We start from the raw sequence: 24,140 nt of genomic DNA, 5'->3' as shown, positions 1-24,140 counted from the left end.
AGTTTCATGCCTGCTGCCAACCGTAACCCCAGCGCCGAAGACATTCCCAACGCAGATTATCGCCAGCTCGATCGGGAACTCCTCACACCGATGATGCAGCACTACGCAGACCTTAAGGATAAGTATCCCAACAATATCTTGCTCTACCGGGTCGGCGACTTTTTCGAGTGTTTTTTCATGGATGCGATCACCGTTTCTCGCGAATTGGAGTTGGTCTGCACCAGCAAAGAATCCGGCAAAGGCATTGGTCGCGTCCCCATGACAGGGGTGCCCCACCATGCCCTCGAACGTTACAGCACCCAGCTTTTAGAAAAAGGCTATGGGGTGGTGATCTGTGACCAAGTAGAAGACGCCGCCACCGCCCACGCCGAAAAACGAATGGTGCGGCGGGAAGTGCAAAAGGTTTTGACCCCTGGCACCCTCACCGACGATGGGATGTTGCGGGCGCGGCAAAATAACTATCTTGCGGCGGTGGTGATCGCCGGCAACCATTGGGGGTTGGCCTATGCCGACATTTCTACGGGGGAATTTTGTACGACCCAGGCCCAGGATTTGGCAGCCTTAAACCTAGAACTCCTCCGCCTTCAGCCTTCGGAAGTGCTCTATCCCAGCGATGCTCCAGATTTAAATCGTTTGATGCGTCCCAGCGATCGCCAAACATTATTACAAAACCATCTGCCTGATTGTTTGCCGTCGGACTTTTGTTATGCGTTGCGATCGCCCAGGGAATTTGACCTCAATGAGGCGAAACCCAAGCTTTTGATGACTTTCCAGTGGCGTTCCCTGGAGGGAGTTGGCTGCGAACATTTACCCCTGGCGGTGCGGGCGGCGGGGGGACTCTTGGCCTATGTGGAGGAAACCCAGCAGGCCTACAAGGTGCCCTTTGAAAGCCTCAAAACCTACAGCATCGACGCCTTTTTGCAACTGGATCACCAGACGAGGCGCAACCTCGAAATTACCCAGACGGTGCGGGATGGCAGTTTTTACGGTTCCCTACTCTGGGCGCTGGATGTGACCTGTACAAATATGGGGGGCCGCGCCCTCCGCCGTTGGTTGTTGCAACCTTTATTAGATCCAAAGGCGATCGCCAAGCGATTAGATTCCGTCGCAGAACTGGTAGAAAATACAAATCTCCGTCAAGATATCCGGCAGTTGCTGAAGCAAATTTACGATTTAGAGCGGATTGCTGGGAGAATTGGCTCTGGTAGTGCGAATGCCCGCGATTTATACGCTTTAGCGGAATCTTTAACGAAATTAACCTATCTCGCGGAATTGGCCACCGAGGGGCGATCGCCTTATCTCCAGGCAGTGAAAGATTTTCCGCCGGAATTAGAAGCCCTGGGACAGCACGTTTTGCAATACCTCGTAGATTCGCCGCCGATCCACATCAAAGAAGGGGGTTTAATTCGGGATGGGGTTGATGAAAACCTCGATTTTCTGCGGCGCTCCCAAGTGGAAGACCGGGAATGGCTGGCGAATTTAGAAGTTACCGAACGGGAACGGACGGGGGTCAGTAAGCTCAAAGTCGGCTATAACAAAACCTTCGGCTATTACATTAGTTTGCCCCGCTCCCAGGCGGACAAGGCCCCCGACGAATATCTCCGCAAACAGACCCTCGCTAACGAGGAACGTTATATTACGCCGGAGTTAAAGGAGCGAGAAAGTCGCATCCTCACTGCTAAGGACGACATTTGCAGCTTGGAATACGAAATTTTCACCACCCTCCGCGCCGAGGTCGCTGAACATACCGACCAAATTCGCACCACCGCCAAGGCGATCGCCGCCCTGGATGTATTGACGAGCTTCGCGGAAACCGCCGTGTACCAAGGGTATTGCCGTCCGGAGATTACCACCGAAAAAACCCTCGAAATTGAAGCTGGTCGTCACCCCGTCGTCGAAAAGTCCCTGGGTATGGGCCTCTTTGTGCCCAACTCCACTTACCTTGGTCGCACTCAGAATTCCTATCCTGATTTGATTATCCTTACTGGCCCCAATGCCAGCGGCAAAAGTTGTTATCTCCGGCAAACGGGCTTGATTCAACTGATGGCCCAGGTGGGCAGTTTTGTCCCTGCCCAAAGTGCTGTAATTCCCATTTGCGATCGCATTTTTACTAGGGTCGGCGCTGTCGATGACCTCGCCACGGGCCAATCAACCTTTATGGTGGAGATGAATGAAACCGCCAATATCCTCAACCATGCCACGGAAAAATCTTTGGTTTTAATCGACGAAATTGGCCGGGGAACTGCAACTTTTGATGGCCTTTCCATCGCCTGGTCGGTATCAGAATACCTCGCCACGGAAATCAAAGCGAAAACAATTTTTGCGACCCATTATCACGAGTTAAATGAGTTAGCGTCGCTCCTTGAAAATGTCGCCAATTATCAAGTCACAGTTCAAGAAATGCCCGAAGAAATCATCTTTTTGCACCAAGTTCGACCTGGTGGCGCTGACCGTTCCTATGGGATTGAAGCCGGACGTTTAGCGGGTTTACCCAAGAGCGTCATTCAACGGGCAAAACAAGTCATGACCCAAATTGAAAAGCACAGTAAAATTGCCGTCGGTCTACGCAAAGGCATCCCCAAGAAAATAACCACTACCACGCCAGAAGATCCCCAAAGGGTATCGGAACAATTAAATATTTTCAAAGTTTAAATTCTTTAAACATCAGACTTCCCTCGCTTGATGGCCCCGACAATATGGGAAAATTGAACCCGATAAAAATCTGATTAAATACAGTCCTTAGAGCTTAACTATCCATGAGCGATCGCCCCACCGTCCAAAATACTTACCGTAAGCCCGTTAAACAACTGGATTTACCGCCCCGGCTCCTCCTCGGCCCTGGCCCATCCAATGCCCACCCCAGGGTTTTAGCTGCCCTCGCTATGCCTCCCATCGGCCACCTCGATCCGAAGTATCTTGAAATTATGGAGGACGTCAAGGATCTCCTCCGCTACACCTGGCAGACCGCAAACCCCTTCACGATTTCTGTCAGTGGTACTGGCAGCGCCGCCATGGAAGCCACCCTCGCCAACATGGTCGAACCCGGCGATAAAGTCCTGATTGGCATCAATGGTTACTTCGGCCACCGCCTCGTGGACATGGCGAGCCGTTACGATGCCGAGGTGCATACTTTTTCCACTGCTTGGGGTAAAGCTTTCACCCTCGAAGAAATCAGTGCTGCCGTTGCCCAGCACGAGCCGAAAATCCTGGCCCTTGTCCACGCCGAAACTTCTACGGGAGCCAGACAACCCCTCGAAGGTGTCAAGGAAATTTGTGAAAAACACGGCACGATGCTCTTAATCGATACCGTGACCAGCTTGAGCGGTGTGCCTCTTTTCCTTGATGAATGGGGCGTTGACCTCGCCTACAGCGGCACCCAAAAAGCCCTCGCTTGTCCCCCTGGCCTTGGCCCCCTGACCCTCAGCCCCCGCGCCCTGGATGTCCTGAATAATCGCAAGACGCCGGTGAAAAACTGGTATTTGGATATGTCCATGGTCAGCAAATATTGGGGCACTGGGAAACGGGTCTATCACCACACCGCCCCGGTTAATATGAATTATGCCCTGCGGGAAGCCTTGATGCTCGTCGCCGAGGAAGGATTAGAAGCCCGTTGGCAACGGCACCAGGAGGCAGCAGATCTCCTCTGGGCGGGCCTCGAAGAGATGGGGTTACAGTGCCATGTGGATCGTGAAATCCGTCTGCCGACCCTCACCACAGTGCGCATTCCCGATGGGGTCGATGGTGCTGCCGTGGCTGCTCAGTTGATGAAAGAGTACAACATCGAAATTGCTGGGGGCTTAGGGGATCTGGCGGGTAAAGTTTGGCGTGTTGGCCTGATGGGTTATAACGCCCGCAAGGAAAATGTGACGCTTCTGTTGGCTGCCCTAAAACAGGTTCTCTTTTAGATAGACTAGAAGCGCAATTTTTATTGAAGATCTAATGATTCTTTCGTTATCTATGGGGCAAGGTTTTTCCCGAAAAATGCTTGTCCTTTTTTCTGCCCTTTGTCTTGGGTTTGGTCTCTGGGGCTGTAATGGCGATCAAGAGACAGCCCAAGCGGATGTCAATGTCGATCCGGAACTGGAAGCGCAAATCCTCCAGGTGATTCGGGACAATCCCCAAGTGTTGATTGATGCGGTACAAAACTACCAACTCTCCCAACAACAGGCCCAACAGGAAGAACAACAAAAGGCGGCTGAGGATTTTCAACAGCAGGTCTTGACGGAACCACAGACGGTCATTGGCGATAGCCCCACCCTGGGTGCTGAGGATCTGAACGTGGTCTTGATCGAATTTTCTGACTTTGAATGTCCGTTCTGTGCCCGCGCCCATAGCACTTTGCAAACGTTTATGGCTCAAAACAGTGACACTGTTACTCTTGTCTATAAGCACTTGCCTTTGGCTCAAATTCACCCCCAAGCAATCCCGGCAGCAGAGGCATCTTGGGCCGCCCAACAACAGGGGAAATTCTGGGAATACCATGATCAGCTTTTTGAAAATCAAGACCGTCTTGGGGAAGAACTCTACCAAGAAATTGCGACAAATCTAGGTCTGGATCTAGAAAAGTTTGAAGGCGATCGCCAAAATGCCCAACCGGCTATTCAACAGGATCTTGAACTGGCTCAACAGTTGGGTCTAAACGGTACGCCTTTCTTTATTTTGGCATCGACGGAAACTGGGAAATTTGAAACCTTCTCCGGGGCATTAGATCTGCAGGAATACGAAGAAAAACTCGCCGCGATCACCACGCCATAGACTGTTAAATTTAACCAAAAAATTTGTAGTAGGGGTTTACCATGGTAGACTCCTACTGTTTTAAATAATGAGACAAAAATCAGCCCATCAAAATAACATTATCAATTACATGAATAATGCCATTGTCAGCTTCGATGTCGGCCGCTAAAACCGTTGCATTTTTGACCTCAAAATCATCTTCACCATTAATGGGAATGGGGGAACCTTCGATGGAAGTCACTTCCCCAAGTTTGATTAAATCATCCTTAGTTAAGCGTCCCGCTGCGACGTGATAAGTAAGAATGCGCGCTAACTGGGGCGGATTTTGCACAAGGGTTTGTACTGTGCCCGGCGGCAATTTGGCGAAAGCGTCATCGTTGGGCGCAAAGACGGTAAAATCCCCTTCTCCGGCTAAGGTTTCCACTAAACCTGCGGCTTGCACGGCGGCCACCAGGGTCGAAAAACCCTCATTATTAACCGCAATATCCACAATACTTGGCATTGTTTAAACTCCGATTGACTAAATAAAAGAAATTCAAAATAGATTAACGATATTCTGCGTTTTGAATGTCCCGTAAGCGGGCTTCTGGCCGGAGAAACCGATCCATTTGGGCTTCAAAAAATTCACGGTTTTTCTGTAAATGTTTCGGATTGGGATCATCAAGGGGATAAAGCAAGGCTGTCCGTAGGGCTTGAATCACCGCAGAGGTGACGTTGTACATCGACCGCTGGAAGGTAATGCCCAATTGGATCAGCTCATCATCTTCGCCCCGGCAATGTTCCTTGTAGTAATCCTTCAGATATTGCGGCAGGAAGTGATACATATCATCCATCAACAATGTCGGCGGAATGCCGGCGGTTCCTACGGGAAATACATCGGCGTACAAAATACCGTAGTGGAAATCCTTCTGCTCGTCGGGGACTTCATGGGCCTGGGCATTGTAGGATTTTGTCCCCCGGAAAGGTGCGGTGCGGTAAAACACGGCTTCGACGTAGGGTAAGGCCGCTTCGTAGAGCCAAGTAAAGCCTTGGGATTTGGGAATAATTTCAAAACATTCCCCATCGATATAGACGTGGTGGTAAATGGGTCGGCCGGCGATCGCAAAAATGCCATTCACCAAAAAATTCATCGCATCGGGGACACCTTTAAAGCCGCCTTCATCGTAGATATCGGACATTTCAAAGAAGACGGGGGCCATCACCTCCCAAAACAGTCCGAGGTTGGCGTAATAGGAGAGTTCGCGCACCTGCTCCAGGAACATATCGGGGAAAAGTTTATATAAGCCCAACATGACCGGGTTTTTCTTGAAGTAGGCTTTGATCGCGCGGTCGGCGTTGGCTTTATATTCGTCAGAATCGAGGTAGGCATCAAATTTACCCAGGCCCATGTCCCGCCCATGCCACAGCATTGCCCGCATACAGGCTTCGGCGAATTCCATGTTGATCCGGTCGTGGAACAGGTGATGGAAGAGTTTAGAGGATTTAAAGGTTTCCCCTTTTTTCATAAATTCCAACAGTTCCGGGTGAGCTGAGCCTGTGCCGCGCCAAATGCGGAGATCAGCTTGATCACCCGCGTAGTGGTTTTGCCGTTCTAGATATTCGTCGGAAATGAAGTATTTAAAGAAGCGAAAAGGCTCTAAGAAAACTTGTTCCGCAATGTACAGCAGATCCCGCCAGTAGAAATCCATCGGTACGGCATAGGCTTTGTAGATGCCGATAATCTGCATCAGGTTTTCGGGGGTGTCGGGTAACATCGATCCCCCGGCTTCGAGGCGATGAATTACATCAGCATGGGGATGGGTTGAAGGGGGAATTTTCGTGGTGATCATAGTGCTTTGTTCCTGAGGAAAATGCTGGGCGAATCGGTCAAGCGAGAACGTCTGATTGACTAGGGTGCTTTCGACAATTCAGCGGGAGTCAAGGCAATGGTCTGAACCGTGGGAATGGCGGCAATGAATTGGCTAGTGGTCGGTTCGATCCAGCGGGTGAGCCAGGCGGGTTGTAAACCAAGGAAAAGGATAATGACCGTCAAGGCGATCGCCGGAATTTTTTCACTGGCGAAAACTTTGGGGTAGTAGGCGGTGTGACTGTCGAGGCGACCGAAACAGGTGCGGTTGAGCAAAATCACAAAGTAAACCGCCGTTAGACCAGAGGCAATGATGCAGAACAGGGTCGGAATCGGGAAACGGCTAAAGCTACCTTGGAACACCAGGAATTCCGCGACAAAACCGACCAAGCCAGGAATCCCGGCACTCGCCATTCCTGCCAAAATTAGCAAGCTACTGGTGAGGGGCAAACCCCGTACCGGATTCATCAAGCCATTCAACACATCCAAATCCCGCGTGCCAACTTTGCGTTCGATAATGCCGACGAGGTGGAACAACAGCGCCAGAATTAAACTGTGGCTAATCATTTGCGCCACGGCACCGAGCAAGCTTAACTCTGTTCCGGCGGCGGTCGAAACCAAGATATAACCCATGTGACCGATGGAACTGTAGGCCACCATCCGCTTGAGATCCCGTTGGGCGATCGCCGCCAGGGAACCATACATCACACTCACCGTACCAATGACTGCGAGGGCGGGGGAAACCGTAGACCACACATCCGGGAACAGTTGCAAACCGAAGCGCACCAAACCATAGGTGCCCAATTTCGCAAAAACACCACCCAACAGAACTGTTACCGCTGGATTTGCTTCTACATAGGCGTCGGGCAGCCAGGTGTGTAAAGGCACAAGGGGAATTTTAATCCCAAAGCCAATCAACAAAATCGTGAGCAGGATTACCTTGGTATTAAATTCAAGATTTTCTAGGGTTAAATTCTCAAAGTCAAAATTGCTCGATTGACTAAGCCACACAATCCCTAAAAATGCCGCTAATACACAGAGTCCAGAAATGGCAGTGTAAATCAAAAATTTAGTCGAGGCATATCCTTTTTTCTCGCCACCCCAAATGGCAATCAGTAAGTAAAAAGGAATCAACTCAATTTCGTAAAAGAGGAAAAAGAGCAACAGGTTATTGGCAATCAAAGCCCCTGTAATTCCACTATTAATCAACAAAATGAGGGAGTAATAAAGCTTCGGACGGTGGTTGCTTTCACCAATGCTATAGATCGCGACCAATGTCAGCAAACTATTTAGGACAATCAGCGGCAAAGATAAACCGTCCACACCGAGGTTATAGTTGAGGCCCAGGATGCTTAACCAATTATGGAATTCGGTATATTGCATACCAGCATCTTGGAGGTTGAGGTTAATCAATAAGCCACTACTGATCGCCAGGGTAACAACCGTAAACACCGTTGCCACAATCCGGGTCAGGGGCCTGGGGAAAAGGGCGATCGCCCCAATGCCGACGAGCGGTAAAAACAGTAAGAAACTCAGCATAATCTTTCGGAGAAGGTCATAAATATTTCAGCGAAAATCGTTAACACATCCCCCTTTAAAATTGCCAATGCTTCAGCAAGGGATACGATAAAGCGGCAATAAAGAGGAGAATACCGGCCACAATTGAGAGGGCATAGGATTGGCTTTGCCCAGAGTTGTTATATTTCAAACTTTGGCCACCGAAAAGGGTTGCTAAACCGAGAAAGTTGATCACCCCATCGACAAAATAGCGGTCTAACCAGTCAATGATTTTGGAAATCAAGGCAACGGCAAAAATAACTGTGTTTTTATACAACTCTGCTGTGTACAAATCCTTGGCGAAAAATTCCCGCACCGGATCTGAAAAAACATGGATCGGTTTACTGATTTTTTCATTGAGATAGAGATACATCGCGGTACCGCCACCGACCATGGTCGAAATAATCAAAACTGCAGCTAGGGGCAGATTCAACTGGTGCCAATCCGGCAGAAAATTCAGTTTCGCCAGAATAAAAGGACTGTGGAGGGCGAAACCCGCAAGAATCACCATCGGCAAGACTAAGGCCCATAATCCTTCTGGCGATCGCACGGTCATCTGCTTCGGCTTACCGCCAAAAATTAGGCCAAATTCTCGCATGATACTAAAGGAAGTCAAGGCATTGACCGTAATCAAAATCACGGCCAGAATCGGACTGGTTTTCCAAAAATTTGTTGTCAGTTGGGCCAGGCTCCAGAATCCACCAAACGGCGGTAGGGCAACGAGGGAAGCCGCACCGACAAGGTAGCAAATCCCTGTAATCGGTCGCCGTGACCAGAGGCCGCCATATTGGGTTAAATCTTGGCTGATATTGACTAAAACAACGCCACCGATCGCCATCACGAGAATCGCCATCGCCACGCCATAGGTGAGCAGCAAGACCAATGTCGTTTGATCCTGTTGGGAACCCACCGCCATAAAGACCATGCCCATGTAGGCACTGACGGAATAGGACAAAGAACGTTTGATATCAATTTGGGCGATCGCCACCATGGCCGCCCCCAAGGCCGTCGTTGCCCCAATCGCGATCATAAAAGTAGAAGCAAAATCCGAGAGGGCAAAAATCGGCTGCAACTTAATCAGCACCCAGGCTCCAGTACCAACCACGAGACTATTCCGCACCACCGTTGCCGGGACAGGACTTTCCATCGCCTCATCAAGCCAGAGGTGTAAAGGAAATTGAGCGCATTTCCCCAACGGCCCCGCAATTAAGGCCAAGCAAAGCAGCGTTGCCAAAGTCGGATCGAGTTCTGCCGTTGCCGCCCATTCAGCCAGACCATCAAAATTCCAAGTACCAGCAAGGGGCAACAGAGCCACAACCCCCATCAGCAAGAACAGATCGCCGACCCGTTTTGTTAGAAACGCATCCCGTGCCCCCGTGACCACCAGGGACTGGTTAAACCAATAGCCAATTAACAGATAAGTACCGAGGGTCAAAATTTCGAGTACCACATAGCTAAAGAAAAGGGAATTACAGAGCACCAAGGCACACATCCCCGCTTCAAATAAGCTCATGGTCGCGAAAAATCTCGCCCAGCCCCAATCCATTTCTAAGTAGGCCACGGCATAGAGTTGGGCGAGTAAATTAATCCCGGCGATCAGAATCAGCGCCCCGATAGTAATGCTGGAAATATCGAGGTCAATGCTGAGGGTCAAGTCCGCCGCCTGGAGCCAAGTTAACGATGGTTTTAGGGCGGGCTGTTCCCATCGCTCGATAAAGGCAAGACAACTATGGACTAGGGCCATGAAAGTAAGCAACATATTGACGTAGCCCGCAGGCCGTGGCCCTGTTTTTCGGGTGATGCTCGGCATCCATAGTGCCGATAGACCCATTCCCAGCAAAGGATAGCAGGGAACAAGCCAGACACTCTGACTGAAAAAAGTATTCATATGACGATGACGCTGAAATAATTTGCTTAGGAAAAAGCGGGCTGATGACCCATCTTTTTTACTGGTTGGGCAATTACCAACTTCGACCTACCAAAGGCACGGGAAATGGCCCAACAATTTTGAGCTTTTAGGGTTGCAGAGCAAGCGATCGCCGCCCTGAGTTTTCGAGAGTTTTCTGGCTAGACCGGACCATAAACTCCAAAAAGGCTTGGGCAATCACCGACAGTTGTTTCCCGGCGAGGTAGGCAACATACCAATGGCGCTGGATCGGAAAATGCTCCACATCCAACACCGTTAATTCGCCGTGGGGAGGCTCCGTGATCAAAGTATGGCGGGACAAGACAGAAATCCCTAGACCACCGGCGATCGCCTGTTTAATCGCCTCATTTGACCCCAGTTCCAGGCGCACCTGCACCGACACATCATGTTCTGCCAGGAGTTTTTCGACCGCGAGTCGTGTCCCCGACCCCATTTCCCGCGTCACAAAATCGGCCCCGTCCAACACAGACAGAGGGAGATTTTTCTGGCAAGCCAGGGGATGATCGGCGCGGGCGACCACCACCAAGGGATTGTCCAAAAATGCTTGCGCATGGACATCAAGATCATCGGGCAAATTACTCAGGATGTAGAGATCATCTAGATTATTCGCCATCCGATCATGGAGCTGTTGGTGATTGATCACCTGCAAAGACACGTCAATATCTGGGTAATCTTGGCAAAATTCCCCCAGGATACGCGGCACAAAATATTTGGTTGTGGTGATTACCCCAAGGCGGAGTTGACCCCGTTTCGCTCCCTGCAGGGCGGCCAACTTCATCTCAAAGTTATCCAACCGTTCAAAGATTTCTTGGCAGGTTGCGAGGAGTTCCTCACCTGCTTCTGTGAGATATAGCTTTCTGCCAATATGTTCAAACAGTGGCATGCCGATGGTCTGGGTCAGTTGTTTCACTTGTCCAGAAACCGTCGGTTGGGTGATTGATAATTCCTCCGCTGCCTTGGTAAAACTGCCGTGGCGAGCCGTAGTTTCAAACACCTTCAGTTGGTGGAGAGTTGCAGGGATCAAGGGTTTACTCCTGAACTTGTGCTGTTATGCCTGAGTTTAGCAATACCATAGACTAGAGTCAATACAAGAAAATATCGTCATAGTTTCGGTTCTATATAAGAAAAATTTATAAAAATTCCCTTGGGCTTCCCGTCAAACTCTGATTTTTTCTGGCTTAGGGACGTTTTTAGCGAGTATGGTTCTCTGGACAAAAGTGTCACAATAGGGAAACAAGGCCCTTCACCCTATCGAGTCAAACCTATGGCGATCGCCACTGAATTCAAGTCCATTCCGCGTTTATCTACGGGAAAATTTCAGCAAAAATTACAATCGTTGTTGAATCCTGTGGGATATTTAACCCGCTTAGCAAGTTTGGCACCGGATCTCGCCTATATGCCAGCGGCAGGCTATGACCAGCCCTTGGTTTTGGCCTATCATCCTGAGGCGATGCGGCAGTTGCTCAGTAATAGTAACCAGGCTTTTGCGGCCCCTGGGGAGTTAAACGGCATTATTGAACCCCTGGTTGGGCAACGGTCTTTGGTGAGTTTGAGCGGCGATCGCCATCGACAAGAAAGAAAGTTGATCATGCCAGCCTTCCACGGGGCGCGGATGCACAACTATGGGGCGCTCATTACCCAAATTATTGAGGAGGAGTTGTCCCAGCTAAAGCCGGGCCAAGCTTTCCAGATGCAGGACATCACCCAAAAGATTACCCTGCGCACGATCATTGAGGTGGTCTTTGGGGTGCAGGGGGGCGATCGCTACGCGCCGATTATGGCGATGACCCGCAAGATTTTAAATCGGTTTACCTCGCCCATCGCCAATAGTTTTCTCTTTTTCACGTCGCTACAAAAGGATTTGGGGGCCTGGAGTCCCTGGGGCAGTTTTATCCGCGATCGCCAGGCCCTAGATGAGTTGATCTACGCCGAATTGCAGGAACGCCGCGCCCACCCCGACCCGGAGCGAACTGACATTTTGTCTTTGCTGATGGCAGCCACTGACGAAGCGGGCAACACCATGGACGATCAACAGTTACGCGATGAGCTGATGTTGCTGTTGTTTGCGGGCCACGAAACGACGGCGATCGCCATGGCCTGGGGCACCTATTGGCTCCATACCCACCCGGAGGTGATGGTAAAAGTCCGCGCCGAAATCACAGCCTTGGGCAAAAATCCTGACCCGATGGATATTTACCGTTTGCCTTACCTCGCAGCCGTTTGCAATGAAACCCTACGGATTAATCCCGTGGCGATGTTCACTTTTGCTCGTCAAGCTGTTGCCACCACCCAGTTGCTCGATTATTCCATTGAGGGGGGCACGGTGCTGATGGGGTCAATTTATCTGCTCCACCAACACCCGGATCTCTACCCCAACCCCAGGGAATTTCGCCCTGAACGGTTTCTCGAACGGCAGTTTACGCCCTACGAATTTATGCCCTTTGGGGGCGGTGTGCGCCGTTGTGCCGGGGAAGCTTTAGCGATGGTGGAGTTGCGCTTAGGTCTTGCGGCGATCGCCACCCAAGCCGATTTAACCCTACTGGATCAAGTGCCCGTCGCCGCCAAACGCAAGGGGTTAGTTTTGTCTCCTGCAACGGGGGTGAAAATGCGCTTTAACGGCAGCAAAATCTAGCCTGGGCGTTTATTCAAACTGACAAACGTTGGTGAGGGTTTCGACAAAGGTGGGATAGGAAATGGAAGCGGCTTCGGCCCGGTGGATGCGGGTTTCGTCCTTGGCATTTAAAGCGGCGATCGCCAAACTCATGGCAATGCGATGGTCAGTGTAGCTATCCATTTCTGCTCCGTTTAAAGAGGCGCCCCCAATGATCTCTAGGCCGTCGGGATGCTCGATAATATTCGCGCCCATTTTCGTCAATTCTGCGGCCATCACTGCGAGGCGATCGCTTTCTTTGACCCGTAACTCCTCAGCATCTTTGATGATCGTTGTTCCTGCTGCGAAACAGGCCGCCACCGCCAGGATCGGAATTTCATCAATCAGCCGGGGAATAATCTCGCCGCCGATGGTGCAACCCTTGAGGGGAGAATATTGCACCCGCAGATCCGCCACCGGTTCCCCGGCCACTTCCCGCGCATTATCCAGGGTCATGTCCGCCCCCATCATCTGCATCGCTTCAATAATCCCGGTGCGGGTCGGATTAATCCCCACATTCTCAATGGTCAAATCAGAATCGGGCACAATCGCCGCCGCCACCATCCAAAAAGCCGCCGAACTAATATCCCCCGGCACCACCACTTTTTGGCCCCGCAACGTCGGGTAGGGGTCAAGGGTCACGCTGTGGGTTTCGGGATCAATGGTGAGATTTGCGCCAAAGGCCCGGAGCATCCGTTCACTGTGATCCCGCGAAAGGGCAGGTTCGGTGACGGTGGTTTGCCCCTCTGCCAAGAGTCCCGCCAATAATACACAGGATTTGACCTGGGCTGACGCAATGGAGGAATGGTAATGAATTCCCTTGAGTTGTTGCCCTTGAATCGCCAGGGGAGCGAGGGTATTGCCTTTTTTGCCCCAAATTTGTGCCCCCATTTCCTTTAGGGGATTGACAACCCGAGACATGGGCCGCGATCGCAAGGAACCATCCCCCGTCACGGCAAAAAAGCGATCCGGCGACGAAGCCAGCAAACCCATCATCAAGCGCATCGTAGTGCCGGAGTTGCCCGCATCGAGGACATTATCTGGTTCTTGCAGATTACCGAGGCCGACCCCCTGCACCCGGACTTCCGTTTCATTTAATTCTGAAATATTGGCCCCCATCGCCGCGAAACAGGCCGCCGTACTGCGGGGATCTTCGCCCAATAGCAAGCCTTCGATGATCGTTTCGCCTTCGGCGATCGCCCCCAACATCAGCGCCCGGTGGGAAATGGACTTGTCCCCCGGAATCCGCACCTTTCCCTGCAAACTGAGGCCCGATGCAGGCGGCGTAATCACAAGTTGCTGGTGGGGAGAAACCGTTTCGAGGCGAATCATAATGTCGGGATGTTACAAATGGGCGATGTCATCTTAGCGGATTTCCAAATCCCTTGCCTATGGCCCGGGGCAGAATCACTCAAATTCGTCTTTTTAACCAAGCACAAATACTTACTCCAGATACAAAAGTCATAGTTTCCTGACATAAAAAATCACTGAAAGCCATTGAATTCGTTAAAAGTCAACATATCTTGACTTTTGGGATCACGAAACCCAGGATTCTCTGCTAAAACATGAAACAACAGGCGATCGCCAAAAAAACCGATGCAAGCGCCTACCCTGTATCAGTCCAAAATTCGTGCAACGGAGGAGCCCATCCCATGACCACCACAGTAGGCAATGGATTCGCAGACAACCCAGAAGATATGACCCTGAGGCAACTACGGAAGCTCGCCAGCAAACTTGGCATCAGCCGCTATAGTCGGATGCGCAAAGATCAACTCCTCGCTGAGGTGAAAAAACGCTCAAGCTACGACAATCCCAAAGCCTCAGTCACCCCCGACAAAACTGAATCCATCACCCCAGTCAATAGCCAAGAGGAGGAAACTCAAGTGGAAGCAGCAAAATTTGAAGTTGGTCAAGATGATCCCATCGAGCTCGATCTCGCCAGTGTCGATGAAGACCTCGGTGACCTCCCCGGCGGCTATGGCCAAAGTCGCATCGTTCTCTTACCCCGCGATCCCCAATGGGCCTACGCCTACTGGGATATCCCCAACGACCACAAGCAATACCTGCGCAACCAAGGGGGCCAGCAGATCGCCCTGCGCCTCTATGACGTCACGGATATCAACCTCGACTACCAGACCCCCCACAACGTCCAAGAATATTTGTGTGATGAAATGGCACGGGAATGGTATTTCCCCGTCCCCGTTAGCGATCGCGATTACGTTGTCGAAATCGGTTACCGTTGCGCCGATGGCCGTTGGTTAAGCTTGGCCCGCTCCACCGCAATTCGCATTCCCCCCGTCTATCCCAGCGACTGGGTAGAAGACATCTTTGTGACCGTCCAGTGGGATGAAGAACTGAAAGGAAAAACCGTTTACAATCTGGTACCCCCAGCCAAGAAACAAGCAGAAGCTGCTGCCGCCGCTGCCGAAAGTACCTCTAGTCCCATCTACGACGAAATCTTTGGCGATCTCCAATCCCTCGAAGCCCAACGTATTGCTGGATCTCTGTTTGGTTCGATGCAACATGTGGCTGGCTCAGTACCGCCCCAAGAATCCATCAGTTCCTATGTCTTCCCCTCTGGAGCAGGACTATGGGCAGCCCCCAACGTTTCTGGTCTCAATATGTCCGGCTTGAATATGTCCGGTGCTGGCTTTGCGTCGATGCCACCAGCGCGTCCCCGGAAATTCTGGCTCGTGGCCGATGCAGAGTTGATTGTTTACGGTGCGACGGAACCCGATGCCACTGTCACCATTGGTGGTCAACCGATCAAACTGAATCCAGACGGCACATTCCGCTTCCAGATGTCTTTCCAGGACGGCAATATCGATTATCCAATTGTGGCCGTGGCTGCCGATGGGGAACAAACCCGTTCGATTCACATGACTTTTGACCGGGCGACTCCTTCTCGGAATACCAACACCAAAGAACAGGCAATGGACGAGTGGTTTGTCTAGGCCACTGTTGCGGTAAATCTCAAAAACGAATGCTTTGATTTGATTAATTTATTTCTTGACCTCTCCATCTGGGGAGGTTTTTTGTTCTGAAGCTCATCTGTCGAAAGGGTCAATCGCCATAAAAAAACCAGTTATTTTGCTTAAATAACTGGTCTATGGGGAATGGATTGCAACTGATTTTGAGGCAATCAGTCGTTTACCATTTGTTGTTTTCTGCTTGGTCAGCGATGTAAGCGGCAACGTTAGCAATGTCAGCATCGCTTAGACGACCACCGAAAGCAGGCATTGCCCCTTGTCCGTTGGTTACTTGGTAGGCAACCGCTTCTTCGAGGGACTTGCTGCCATCTTTGTAGCCAGCGAGGTAAGTTTTTAGGGCATCAGCCTTTAGGGTTTTGGTGGGCATGACTGCGTTGTTACCACCAGCATGGCAAGCGGCACAGTTAGCGGCAAATACCTGGGCACCAGCAGCAGCGTCAGCGGCAAATGCAGGAGTCCCGAAGGCAAAAACAGTAGCAAGTACGGTTAAAGCAATAGCAAGTAATTTTTTCAAAGGAGTTTTCCTCTCAATGCTCTCAACAGAAAAAGAATTTGGTTAAAAGTTTAATATAATCAACCAGACTATATTTTATCGATCTTGTCGTTTGGTTCAAACGCTTAGCCTGAAATTCCCTAAATTGTTTCAATTTGTCACGAAATTGCCCTATGCAGTCCGCATCTCCTTCCTCCGATGGTATGGCAGTGGTCAAGACCTGGGACCTTTGCAAAACTTACCGTACCGGCTTTTGGCTCAACAAAACCAGTGAATCCCTGAAAAGTTGTTCCCTCGAAGTCTTGGGAGGAGAAACCTTTGGGCTACTGGGGCCGAACGGAGCGGGAAAAACCACCCTTTTGAAAATTCTGTTGGGGATTATCCGACCGACTGGGGGCAATGCGACGCTGTTGGGGAAACCGTTTGGCGATCGCCAGACCCGACAGCGCATTGGCTACCTTCCGGAAAATGCTTATTTCTATGACTTTTTGACGGCCTGGGAATTTCTAGATTTTACGGCGGGTTTATTTCAGATTCCGCGCGGCAAGCGACAAAAGCGGATTAAATTACTGCTGGATACGGTGGGACTGGCCCAGGAAGTGGCGAAAAAGCGGCAACTCCGCAAATATTCCAAGGGGATGCTCCAGCGGGTAGGGATGGCCCAGGCGTTAATCAATGATCCTGATTTAGTCTTCCTCGATGAGCCGATGTCGGGCCTCGATCCCCTCGGTCGCTACCAAGTGCGAGAAATTATTTTGTCCCTAAAGGCCCAGGGAAAAACGATTTTCTTTAATTCGCATATTTTGGCGGATGTGGAACTAATTTGCGATCGCCTGGCGATTTTGTCGAAGGGGGAAATTATCTGCCAAGGTACTTTAGATGAGCTTTTGGGGGCAGCAGATCGCTATCAAGTCGTCATCGAAGGGGGTACCGAGGCAGCGTTACGGTCTTGGGTGCCGGATTTAGCCCGCAAGGATCACCATTGGATCGGCCATTTGGAGGGAGATCCCCAAAAGTTCATTGCTTCCCTGAGCTTAATGAAGGCGCGATTATTAGATTTGAAATTGGCGCGAGTTTCCCTAGAGGATTTCTTTATTCGCCAAATTCGTGACCATGATCCCCAGGCGCACATCGAGGAAAATCTCAAGGCGATCGCCTAATTTTTTCTCTTTCAAAAAAGCATTAAAAAAGGGGCATTACCGATTAGTAACGCCCTCTCTCACAAAATTTCAAAGGTGTTTATTTCGCGGGATCAAGTTTGGCGATCGCCGCTTCCATTTCTGAGGCAATTTTCGCTTCAAGGGCAGCAGAATCCGTTTCCATGTAAACCCGCATCAACGGCTCTGTACCAGAAGGACGCAGGAGCACCCAACTGCCATTTTCGAGGTACAGTTTCACGCCATCTTTTAGGCCCACTTCCTTGACCGCTAAACCAGCCACGGTTTCCGGGGGCGTCGCCTTATAGAAGTCCAAGACAGCCTTTTTGTGGGGTTCTTCCAGGTGCAGATCCAAGCGCTTGTTGAAGAGCGGCCCAGCGGCATCTTCAAGGGCTTCTTTGACTAACTGCGATAGGGGCTTACCTTCGTAGGCGATCGCCTCGGCCACGAGCATATCCGCCAAAATGCCATCCTTTTCCGGGATATGACCGAGCACACTCAAACCACCGGATTCTTCACCGCCAATGAGGACAGCAGTTTCGCGCATTTTTTCGCCGATGTACTTGAAGCCGACCGCCGTTTCAAAAATTTCTAAGCCATATTTTGCGGCCAAATTGTCGAGCAAATGGGTTGTGGCCACCGTGCGGACGATCGCCCCTTTTTGACCTTTGTTTTTCAGCAGGTGCCGCGCGAGCAACAGCAGAATTGTGTTGGGCGTTAAAACATTCCCCAATTCATCCACAACCCCAAAGCGATCGCTATCACCATCGGTCGCCAAGCCTAGATCCGCTTGATCCGCCTTTACCGCATCCACGAGGCCCACCAACTGAGAGCCTTTCGGTTCTGGCATCCCACCGCCAAACAAAACATCACGGCTGGTATTAAATGATTCCGTTTCACAGCCGCAGTGGGCGAGCACTTCATCTAAGTAACCGCGCGACGTGGAATACAGCGCATCATATTTAACTTTCAGGCCCGCTGAACGAATCTTGTCCACATCCAGGAGAGTGTAGATAAATTTTAAATAGGCAGGTTTCGGGTCAAACCGAGAAATCTTGTCGCCATTTTTGCCCGTGGGCATCTCCGCCGAAGCACTAGCAATATTCGCCACAATCGTGTCGGTGATTTCTGGGGTCGCTGGCCCGGCGTAATCGGGAATATATTTGATCCCGCAGTAGGGGGCCGGATTGTGGCTGGCCGTAAACATCAACGCGCCAGCAGAATTAAGAAACTTCGCATTGTAGGCAATCACCGGGGTCGGGCAATCCCGCTCTACCACCTGCACCGTCCAACCGAGATCCGCGAGCACTTCCGCCGCAGTCTGGGCAAATTCGTCTGCAAAAAAACGGGTGTCATAGGCCACCAGCACCGGACGATCCTTCCCATAGGCCGTCTCTAGGTAGCTGGCGATCGCCCGGGTCACTTTACAAACATTAGCGAAGGTAAAATCATCGGCGATAATGCCACGCCAACCGTCAGTGCCAAACTTAATCGGGGGATTGCTTGCAATACTCATGTGAAGAAAAACAGGGCTTGTTAAAAATCCCCTTTATCTTATCCGCAAGGGGGAAACCACGAATGGCGATTTTCTTACAAAATTTCCCCGAAGACAGGCATTTTTCCAAAGCATTAGATATTATTAGGTCTATACTGGCCAGTTCCAGTAAAAAGTCATAGGCGAAAGACTGTCTTTTCTATCCTTTGGGCGGTGCAAGTTTTGTCTAGATTGATGTACATATCGGACGATCTAACCCCAAACCCTTGATCAATGGAGTGATGAATAACCGTGGCAACAACCGAACCCCGTCAATCCCAACCCCTCGATGTCGCCCAACTCCAGCAGGAACTCCAACTGCGGGATCAACTGGTGCAGCAACTGTCCCAGGAGTTATTTCGTCTCGTCAAGGGCAATGATGACCCGGCCCCGGAGCTAGAAGCCCAGCACCAAGAAGAACTCCAGCGCCTCCGGGAGCAGTTCCAAGAGGTTGAACAGCAAGTCGTTTTTTATCAAGAGCGCTTGACCCAGAAAGATCAAGAAATTTCCCAATTGCGCCAATCCGTTAAAGAATTAGGCGATCGCAGTCGGCGGTTAGAACAGGTGGTTCAAGAACTACCGCAGATTTATCGGCAAAAATTTGCTGAGAGAATGGCAACAGTTCGCGATAAAGTAGAGAAGCTGCAAAGGGAGAATCGCCAACTCCATGCCGACTTACAAAGTGTGAGTTACCGCCTTGCAGTGAAAAATCGTCGTCATAGCCTGTCTGAGATTGAATTACCCACATTTAACCCCAAAGGTGGCAGCCCCATCCCGACGTTCAGCACCCTCTAAGGTCATCATCTTAGTCAATGCTGAATTAAAGCATTCTGGCAAATTTATCTCTGCTTCCCCCGTTACGGAGCGGATGATTAAGGCATTTAAAACGGCAATTGTGCAGCAGGCCGAGGGCACAGAAGTAGAAGTGCTCACACCGGCGATGGTTCGGCACGGGGGCCAGTCCCAGGGTCGCGACGTCCTCGTTTGTCCCTTGACGATTGATTTACCAGAGCCTTTTTCTTTCACGCACCAAAAAGTATTTCAAGCCTGTCGCAAAATTGAAGAGCGGCGTCAGTGGGTGCAGAAACACACAACCCACCGGGTCTGTAACCACAATTATTTAGGTGATCACTGGCTACCAATTATCTACACGGCGAAGGGGCCTTTGTACGGCGAAGTGATCGGTGAAGGGGTAATGCCCAACTCCTACCACCAGCCCATCGATCTCCGGGATGAACAGCGCCAAAGCTTGTATTATCTGGGCTACCAACTCCTCGATTCCATTGGGGCTACGCCTGGGGTTTACCTGCTACAGTTTTCCTTCTCGCCGGAAAAGCGGTTGATTTTTGATCGACTCTGGCCTTTCCCGGCAGCACCGGCGATCGCCTCTCTGCGCTGCCAACAACCAGACCTGTTTACCTGCCATTGGCATTGTCTGACGGGGCAAAGTATCCCCGATGTGATTATTCCCCATTACCTCGCATCCTAAAGTTTCCCTGAAATTTCCCTGGGGATGTGAGCGATCGCTGACTTATCAGCCATATCAGTAAATAACTGTCAAAAAATTAAACGAATCATCTCAGAGGCTGTGGCGATCGCCGTTTCCTGATTAACAATAGGCCCAATGGCCCCAGGTCATAAACGCTTTAGGACAACGGTAAACAGCATCAGTTATGGGAAACGTAAAAAAAATTGGTGTACTCACCAGTGGCGGCGACTGCTCCGGCTTGAATGCAGCGATTCGGGCTGTAACTCGCTGCGCCCGACATCAATACGGTTGGGAAGTGATTGGTATCTGTCGAGCGACCCTCGGCCTGCTCCAGGAGCCACCAGAAACCATTGTCCTCACCGAAGATCAAGTCGATACTTGGTTAACGATGGGGGGCACCATGTTAGGGACAACCAATAAAGGTAATCCCTTTGCTTTTCCCATGGAAGATGGTTCCCTAAAGGATCGCTCCCAGGAAATTGGCGAAGCCTATCACCGCTTGGGGCTGGATGCACTGGTCGGGATTGGCGGCGATGGTAGCTTGGCGATTCTCCAAAAATTAGCCCACCTGGGGGGCATGAACCTCGTGGGCATCCCCAAAACCATTGACAATGATGTGGGCATTACGGAACGTTCCATTGGGTTTGAAACAGCTGTCAATATTGCCACGGAAGCTTTAGATCGACTGCATTTTACGGCGGCAAGTCACAACCGAGTAATGATTGTGGAAGTCATGGGGCGAGATGCCGGCCACATCGCCTTAAATGCGGGGATTGCTGGCGGTGCCCATGTGATCTTGATCCCAGAGATTGCCTACGACTTACAGACGGTGTGTGAGTTTATTTGCGATCGCCAAAATTCCGGTAATGGTCATACCCTTGTCGTTGTTTCAGAGGCAGTCTGTACCACCTCTGGGGAAACCCTTAAACACGAATTACAATTTGGGGAATGTCGCCTGGGGGGCATCGGTCAATACATGGGTGATGAGGTGGCCAAAAAGACTGGCGCAGAAACGCGGGTAACGGTATTGGGCCACATCCAACGGGGGGGCATCGCCTCACCCCTAGACCGTTTGCTGGCCTCGGCCTTTGGGGTCGCGGCGGTGGATTTGATCGCCCAGGGCAAATTTGATCACATGGTGACTTGGCAAAATGGCCAGGTGTCTAGTGCGCCCATTAGTGAGGCCATTGAGATCAATCGGGTCGTTGATCCGGAGGGAACTTTGGTGAAAACCGCGCGGGGCTTAGGGATTTGTCTCGGCGATCGCCCAGGTGAAATTTAGGCCACATTTAAGCCGCCCAGAACTCTAGGGAGAAGCTGGCTCCAGAAGATAGGGCTGCAGATCGAGGGGCACCTGGTTTGCGGTTTCTAATTGCATCCCCTCTCCCCATTGGCGTAGGGGCAGGGTCAGATCCGCAAAAAACTGCGTTGGGTCTGTCTCTGGCTTCAAAATTAGGAGCGTCGTACAAGGGCCGCCTTTGGTTTGAGTCAGAGCACAAATTGCTTCCCGTTCTGGGGTGGCCGGGTTGGGCTGATAGGTGAGGGCGCGGAGTTGCTGTGGTACTAGGGAATCTAGGCGCTGGGCGACCTGCTCACAACGACTTTTGGGGGATACATCCCCTTCCATGCCCGGCACCATTTGCAGCCAAGGTTGCGGTTGCCCTTGGCCCTGATGAAAGACTGTCCACATCAGTTCTCCTGTTTGGGGTTCTATGACGGGCTGACAGGTAAACTGCCGGGGTTTAAGAATATTGCGCCCCAGGGCATTGCTGACCCCTACCGTCAGGCCCACCGTGAGAAAGGCGATCGCCACTACGCCGCCCAACAATAATTGATAAGGCTCTAACATCATCAACTTCGCCATTGTGTTTCCCTAATACTTCACCATGATTATCTGTCGGGGATGACCCCAAAAAAGTTTCCCGATTAGACCCTAAATTTCCAGAATTTTGCCTATTTCGTCCGATTAATAAGGTAATTGGGAATAGGCGGCCTGGGAAATAGTCGGCAACTCCGCATATTTGCCGAGGATCGATTGCACCATTGCATAGAGGCAAGCCACTAAAGTACCAAGAAAGGCAACATTTGAAAGGGTTTCAACGAGAAGACTGCCGCCCCCAAAGCCAAAAAAGCGAATTAAAATCCCGAACAACACCAGGGCAATGTCAATCAAGATCGCCTGGAGGGTATTGAAGCGAATGAAGTGGCTAATTTTGCTGTTGCGTACCACCGCAGCATAGAGAATGAAGAAAATAATCAGCCCCGCAAAGGGAAACGAATAAAGGCGGATTAGGGGTTGTAAAGGCACGTAGATCACCGCCAGAATCGGAAAGCGCATTAAAAACGGCAGACCGAAGGGCAAAGCGTAGACGAGGGGTAATAGGTAAGGCAAGGCCCCAAATAAACGATCTGTGGGTTCAGTGGTAGTGGACATAAAACTTTTTCTGCAATGGACTAGCTCCTATTCTACAGAGAAGTCTTGAAGAAGTTCTGTGGCGATCGCCAGGGCCAAACAATGGGAAAAATTAAACGAAATTCAGGAATTTTGCGGCAATTTCCCCTGCATCCTGACAAAAGGCAGTAGAATTGTAAACATTTGTTAATCTCTTTTTGAAACTGAATGCAAAGTACAGTCCGCTCCCCAGGGAGTCGCGAGTCTCTACGGCAAGATCTGCCCTTCACCCTCAAGGATGTGAAAGCAGCCATCCCAGACTACTGTTTTCAGCCTTCTGTCTTCCGTTCCCTCGCCTATTTTTTTCTTGATATTGGGATCATCGCTGGCCTCTATGCGATCGCCGCTTATTTAGATTCTTGGTTTTTCTATCCCATTTTTTGGTTTGCCCAGGGCACCATGTTTTGGGCTTTGTTTGTGGTCGGCCATGATTGCGGCCACGGATCTTTTTCTAAGTCCAAATGGCTCAACAACTTGATTGGGCATTTGAGCCACACGCCGATTTTGGTGCCTTTCCATGGTTGGCGTATTTCCCACCGCACCCACCACTCCAACACGGGCAACATTGATACCGATGAGAGTTGGTACCCAATCCCAGAGTCAAAATATGACCAGATGGGTTTTGCGGAGAAACTTGTCCGTTTCTATGCGCCCCTGATTGCTTATCCGGTTTATTTGTTTAAGCGATCGCCGGGTCGGGGGCCTGGTTCTCATTTTTCGCCAAAAAGTCCCTTGTTTAAGCCTGCCGAGCGCAACGATATCATCGTCAGTACCGCCGCGATTATCGCCATGGTCGGTTTTCTCGCGTGGTTTACAGTGCAGTTCGGGCTTCTTGCCTTTGTGAAATTCTATTTTGTGCCCTACGTCATCTTCGTGATTTGGCTCGATCTAGTCACTTATCTGCACCATACTGAGGCGGATATTCCTTGGTACCGGGGTGATGATTGGTATTACCTCAAGGGTGCTCTTTCCACCATTGACCGGGATTATGGCATTTTTAACGAAATCCACCACAATATCGGCACCCACGTCGCCCACCACATTTTTCATACGATTCCCCATTACTATCTCAAGGATGCGACCGAAGCGATCAAGCCCCTCCTGGGAGATTATTATCGGGTGAGCCATGCTCCGATTTGGCGCAGTTTCTTTAGATCCCAAAAAGCCTGCCATTACATCGCGGATCAAGGGTCTAACCTGTACTACCAACCGAAAAAGTAAGGCTATTATTCTCCACTGCAATCTTTTTTATTGATCCTAATTTCCCCTGGAAGTTAGGTTTTTTTGCGGCGATCGCCTGGGGAAAGCACC

The 24,140-nt window shown here is 50.7% G+C and carries 20 protein-coding genes; 10 read left to right on the top strand and 10 right to left on the bottom strand.

What is annotated here, in order from left to right; genetic code table 11:
• Positions 1-6 precede the first annotated feature (6 nt).
• The 3 genes from mutS to AWQ22_RS00950 all read left to right on the top strand — a co-directional run bounded on the left by mutS (position 7) and on the right by AWQ22_RS00950 (position 4,755).
• Positions 7-2,652, top strand: a complete 2,646-nt coding sequence (mutS, locus tag AWQ22_RS00960) for a DNA mismatch repair protein MutS (RefSeq protein ID WP_065709899.1) — start codon at positions 7-9, stop codon at positions 2,650-2,652.
• Positions 2,653-2,756: 104 nt separating this feature from the next.
• Entirely contained in the window at positions 2,757-3,905 is a 1,149-nt protein-coding gene (locus tag AWQ22_RS00955; protein ID WP_065709898.1) for an alanine--glyoxylate aminotransferase family protein, read from the top strand.
• 76 nt (positions 3,906-3,981) lie between these two features.
• Positions 3,982-4,755, top strand: coding sequence for a thioredoxin domain-containing protein (locus AWQ22_RS00950; protein ID WP_223209951.1), 774 nt, complete (start codon positions 3,982-3,984; stop codon positions 4,753-4,755).
• 79 nt (positions 4,756-4,834) lie between these two features.
• On the opposite strand, the gene AWQ22_RS00945 is transcribed toward AWQ22_RS00950, so the two are convergent.
• The 5 genes from AWQ22_RS00945 to AWQ22_RS00925 form a co-directional block, all read right to left on the bottom strand.
• The gene (locus tag AWQ22_RS00945) at positions 4,835-5,236 is read right to left on the bottom strand and encodes a fasciclin domain-containing protein (RefSeq protein ID WP_065709897.1); all 402 of its coding nucleotides are present in this window, start codon (positions 5,234-5,236) and stop codon (positions 4,835-4,837) included.
• Positions 5,237-5,279: 43 nt separating this feature from the next.
• Positions 5,280-6,563 (bottom strand): CO2 hydration protein, encoded by a 1,284-nt coding sequence (locus AWQ22_RS00940; protein ID WP_065709896.1) that lies wholly within the window; start codon positions 6,561-6,563, stop codon positions 5,280-5,282.
• 59 nt (positions 6,564-6,622) lie between these two features.
• Positions 6,623-8,119, bottom strand: a complete 1,497-nt coding sequence (locus tag AWQ22_RS00935) for an NADH-quinone oxidoreductase subunit M (protein ID WP_012305811.1) — start codon at positions 8,117-8,119, stop codon at positions 6,623-6,625.
• A gap of 55 nt (positions 8,120-8,174) precedes the next feature.
• Entirely contained in the window at positions 8,175-10,025 is a 1,851-nt protein-coding gene (locus AWQ22_RS00930; protein WP_065709895.1) for an NAD(P)H-quinone oxidoreductase subunit F, read from the bottom strand.
• 127 nt (positions 10,026-10,152) lie between these two features.
• Positions 10,153-11,088 (bottom strand): LysR family transcriptional regulator, encoded by a 936-nt coding sequence (locus tag AWQ22_RS00925; protein WP_030007888.1) that lies wholly within the window; start codon positions 11,086-11,088, stop codon positions 10,153-10,155.
• Between the two features lie 240 nt (positions 11,089-11,328).
• Between AWQ22_RS00925 and AWQ22_RS00920 the strand changes: the two genes are divergently transcribed.
• Positions 11,329-12,696, top strand: a complete 1,368-nt coding sequence (locus AWQ22_RS00920; RefSeq protein WP_065709894.1) for a cytochrome P450 — start codon at positions 11,329-11,331, stop codon at positions 12,694-12,696.
• 9 nt (positions 12,697-12,705) lie between these two features.
• Here AWQ22_RS00920 and aroA read toward each other — a convergent pair whose 3' ends face one another.
• The gene (aroA, locus tag AWQ22_RS00915; RefSeq protein WP_065709893.1) at positions 12,706-14,046 is read right to left on the bottom strand and encodes a 3-phosphoshikimate 1-carboxyvinyltransferase; all 1,341 of its coding nucleotides are present in this window, start codon (positions 14,044-14,046) and stop codon (positions 12,706-12,708) included.
• A 320-nt stretch (positions 14,047-14,366) separates the two neighbouring features.
• On the opposite strand from aroA, the gene AWQ22_RS00910 reads away from it, so the two are divergent.
• Entirely contained in the window at positions 14,367-15,668 is a 1,302-nt protein-coding gene (locus AWQ22_RS00910) for a DUF4912 domain-containing protein (RefSeq protein ID WP_012305806.1), read from the top strand.
• A gap of 196 nt (positions 15,669-15,864) precedes the next feature.
• Here AWQ22_RS00910 and AWQ22_RS00905 read toward each other — a convergent pair whose 3' ends face one another.
• Positions 15,865-16,218: a c-type cytochrome gene (locus tag AWQ22_RS00905; RefSeq protein ID WP_012305805.1), complete on the bottom strand. Its 354-nt coding sequence runs from the start codon at positions 16,216-16,218 to the stop codon at positions 15,865-15,867.
• 152 nt (positions 16,219-16,370) lie between these two features.
• On the opposite strand from AWQ22_RS00905, the gene AWQ22_RS00900 reads away from it, so the two are divergent.
• Complete coding sequence (locus AWQ22_RS00900) at positions 16,371-17,357, top strand: ABC transporter ATP-binding protein (protein WP_065709892.1); 987 nt, start codon at positions 16,371-16,373, stop codon at positions 17,355-17,357.
• A 79-nt stretch (positions 17,358-17,436) separates the two neighbouring features.
• Here AWQ22_RS00900 and AWQ22_RS00895 read toward each other — a convergent pair whose 3' ends face one another.
• On the bottom strand, positions 17,437-18,870 hold the full coding sequence (locus AWQ22_RS00895; protein ID WP_030007883.1) for a phosphoglucomutase/phosphomannomutase family protein: 1,434 nt from the start codon (positions 18,868-18,870) through the stop codon (positions 17,437-17,439).
• Between the two features lie 270 nt (positions 18,871-19,140).
• Here AWQ22_RS00895 and AWQ22_RS00890 point away from each other — a divergent pair, with 270 nt between their 5' ends.
• The 3 genes from AWQ22_RS00890 (at position 19,141) to AWQ22_RS00880 (ending at position 21,659) form a co-directional block, all read left to right on the top strand.
• On the top strand, positions 19,141-19,683 hold the full coding sequence (locus tag AWQ22_RS00890) for an Npun_F5560 family protein (protein ID WP_012305802.1): 543 nt from the start codon (positions 19,141-19,143) through the stop codon (positions 19,681-19,683).
• Positions 19,649-20,377 carry a hypothetical protein gene (locus AWQ22_RS00885; RefSeq protein WP_030007882.1) on the top strand — a complete coding sequence of 243 codons (729 nt, stop codon included), beginning with the start codon at positions 19,649-19,651 and terminating at the stop codon, positions 20,375-20,377. The genes AWQ22_RS00890 and AWQ22_RS00885 overlap by 35 nt, the downstream gene beginning before the upstream one ends.
• A 184-nt stretch (positions 20,378-20,561) precedes the next feature.
• Positions 20,562-21,659, top strand: coding sequence for an ATP-dependent 6-phosphofructokinase (locus AWQ22_RS00880; RefSeq protein WP_012305800.1), 1,098 nt, complete (start codon positions 20,562-20,564; stop codon positions 21,657-21,659).
• 24 nt (positions 21,660-21,683) lie between these two features.
• Here the strand turns inward: AWQ22_RS00880 and AWQ22_RS00875 are convergent, their stop codons facing one another.
• The gene (locus AWQ22_RS00875) at positions 21,684-22,241 is read right to left on the bottom strand and encodes a COP23 domain-containing protein (RefSeq protein ID WP_084448936.1); all 558 of its coding nucleotides are present in this window, start codon (positions 22,239-22,241) and stop codon (positions 21,684-21,686) included.
• Between the two features lie 102 nt (positions 22,242-22,343).
• On the bottom strand, positions 22,344-22,811 hold the full coding sequence (locus AWQ22_RS00870) for a Tic20 family protein (protein WP_012305798.1): 468 nt from the start codon (positions 22,809-22,811) through the stop codon (positions 22,344-22,346).
• 186 nt (positions 22,812-22,997) lie between these two features.
• Between AWQ22_RS00870 and AWQ22_RS00865 the strand changes: the two genes are divergently transcribed.
• Positions 22,998-24,050, top strand: a complete 1,053-nt coding sequence (locus AWQ22_RS00865) for a fatty acid desaturase (RefSeq protein WP_030006707.1) — start codon at positions 22,998-23,000, stop codon at positions 24,048-24,050.
• Positions 24,051-24,140: the final 90 nt, after the last annotated feature.

This window comes from Picosynechococcus sp. PCC 7117 (assembly GCF_001693275.1).
Classification (GTDB): domain Bacteria; phylum Cyanobacteriota; class Cyanobacteriia; order Cyanobacteriales; family MRBY01; genus MRBY01.
Note: the sequence above shows the minus strand (reverse complement) of the source record. Positions and strands in the feature narration are given on the sequence as shown.

Bases quoted from the DNA above. Each gene is read 5' to 3' on its own strand.
- mutS (WP_065709899.1), top strand. From the start codon at position 7: ATGCCTGCTGCCAACCGTAACCCCAGCGCCGAAGACATTCCCAACGCA.
- AWQ22_RS00955 (WP_065709898.1), top strand. From the start codon at position 2,757: ATGAGCGATCGCCCCACCGTCCAAAATACTTACCGTAAGCCCGTTAAA.
- AWQ22_RS00950 (WP_223209951.1), top strand. From the start codon at position 3,982: ATGCTTGTCCTTTTTTCTGCCCTTTGTCTTGGGTTTGGTCTCTGGGGC.
- AWQ22_RS00945 (WP_065709897.1), bottom strand. From the start codon at position 5,236: ATGCCAAGTATTGTGGATATTGCGGTTAATAATGAGGGTTTTTCGACC.
- AWQ22_RS00940 (WP_065709896.1), bottom strand. From the start codon at position 6,563: ATGATCACCACGAAAATTCCCCCTTCAACCCATCCCCATGCTGATGTA.
- AWQ22_RS00935 (WP_012305811.1), bottom strand. From the start codon at position 8,119: ATGCTGAGTTTCTTACTGTTTTTACCGCTCGTCGGCATTGGGGCGATC.
- AWQ22_RS00930 (WP_065709895.1), bottom strand. From the start codon at position 10,025: ATGAATACTTTTTTCAGTCAGAGTGTCTGGCTTGTTCCCTGCTATCCT.
- AWQ22_RS00920 (WP_065709894.1), top strand. From the start codon at position 11,329: ATGGCGATCGCCACTGAATTCAAGTCCATTCCGCGTTTATCTACGGGA.
- aroA (WP_065709893.1), bottom strand. From the start codon at position 14,046: ATGATTCGCCTCGAAACGGTTTCTCCCCACCAGCAACTTGTGATTACG.
- AWQ22_RS00910 (WP_012305806.1), top strand. From the start codon at position 14,367: ATGACCACCACAGTAGGCAATGGATTCGCAGACAACCCAGAAGATATG.
- AWQ22_RS00900 (WP_065709892.1), top strand. From the start codon at position 16,371: ATGCAGTCCGCATCTCCTTCCTCCGATGGTATGGCAGTGGTCAAGACC.
- AWQ22_RS00895 (WP_030007883.1), bottom strand. From the start codon at position 18,870: ATGAGTATTGCAAGCAATCCCCCGATTAAGTTTGGCACTGACGGTTGG.
- AWQ22_RS00880 (WP_012305800.1), top strand. From the start codon at position 20,562: ATGGGAAACGTAAAAAAAATTGGTGTACTCACCAGTGGCGGCGACTGC.
- AWQ22_RS00875 (WP_084448936.1), bottom strand. From the start codon at position 22,241: ATGGCGAAGTTGATGATGTTAGAGCCTTATCAATTATTGTTGGGCGGC.
- AWQ22_RS00870 (WP_012305798.1), bottom strand. From the start codon at position 22,811: ATGTCCACTACCACTGAACCCACAGATCGTTTATTTGGGGCCTTGCCT.
- AWQ22_RS00865 (WP_030006707.1), top strand. From the start codon at position 22,998: ATGCAAAGTACAGTCCGCTCCCCAGGGAGTCGCGAGTCTCTACGGCAA.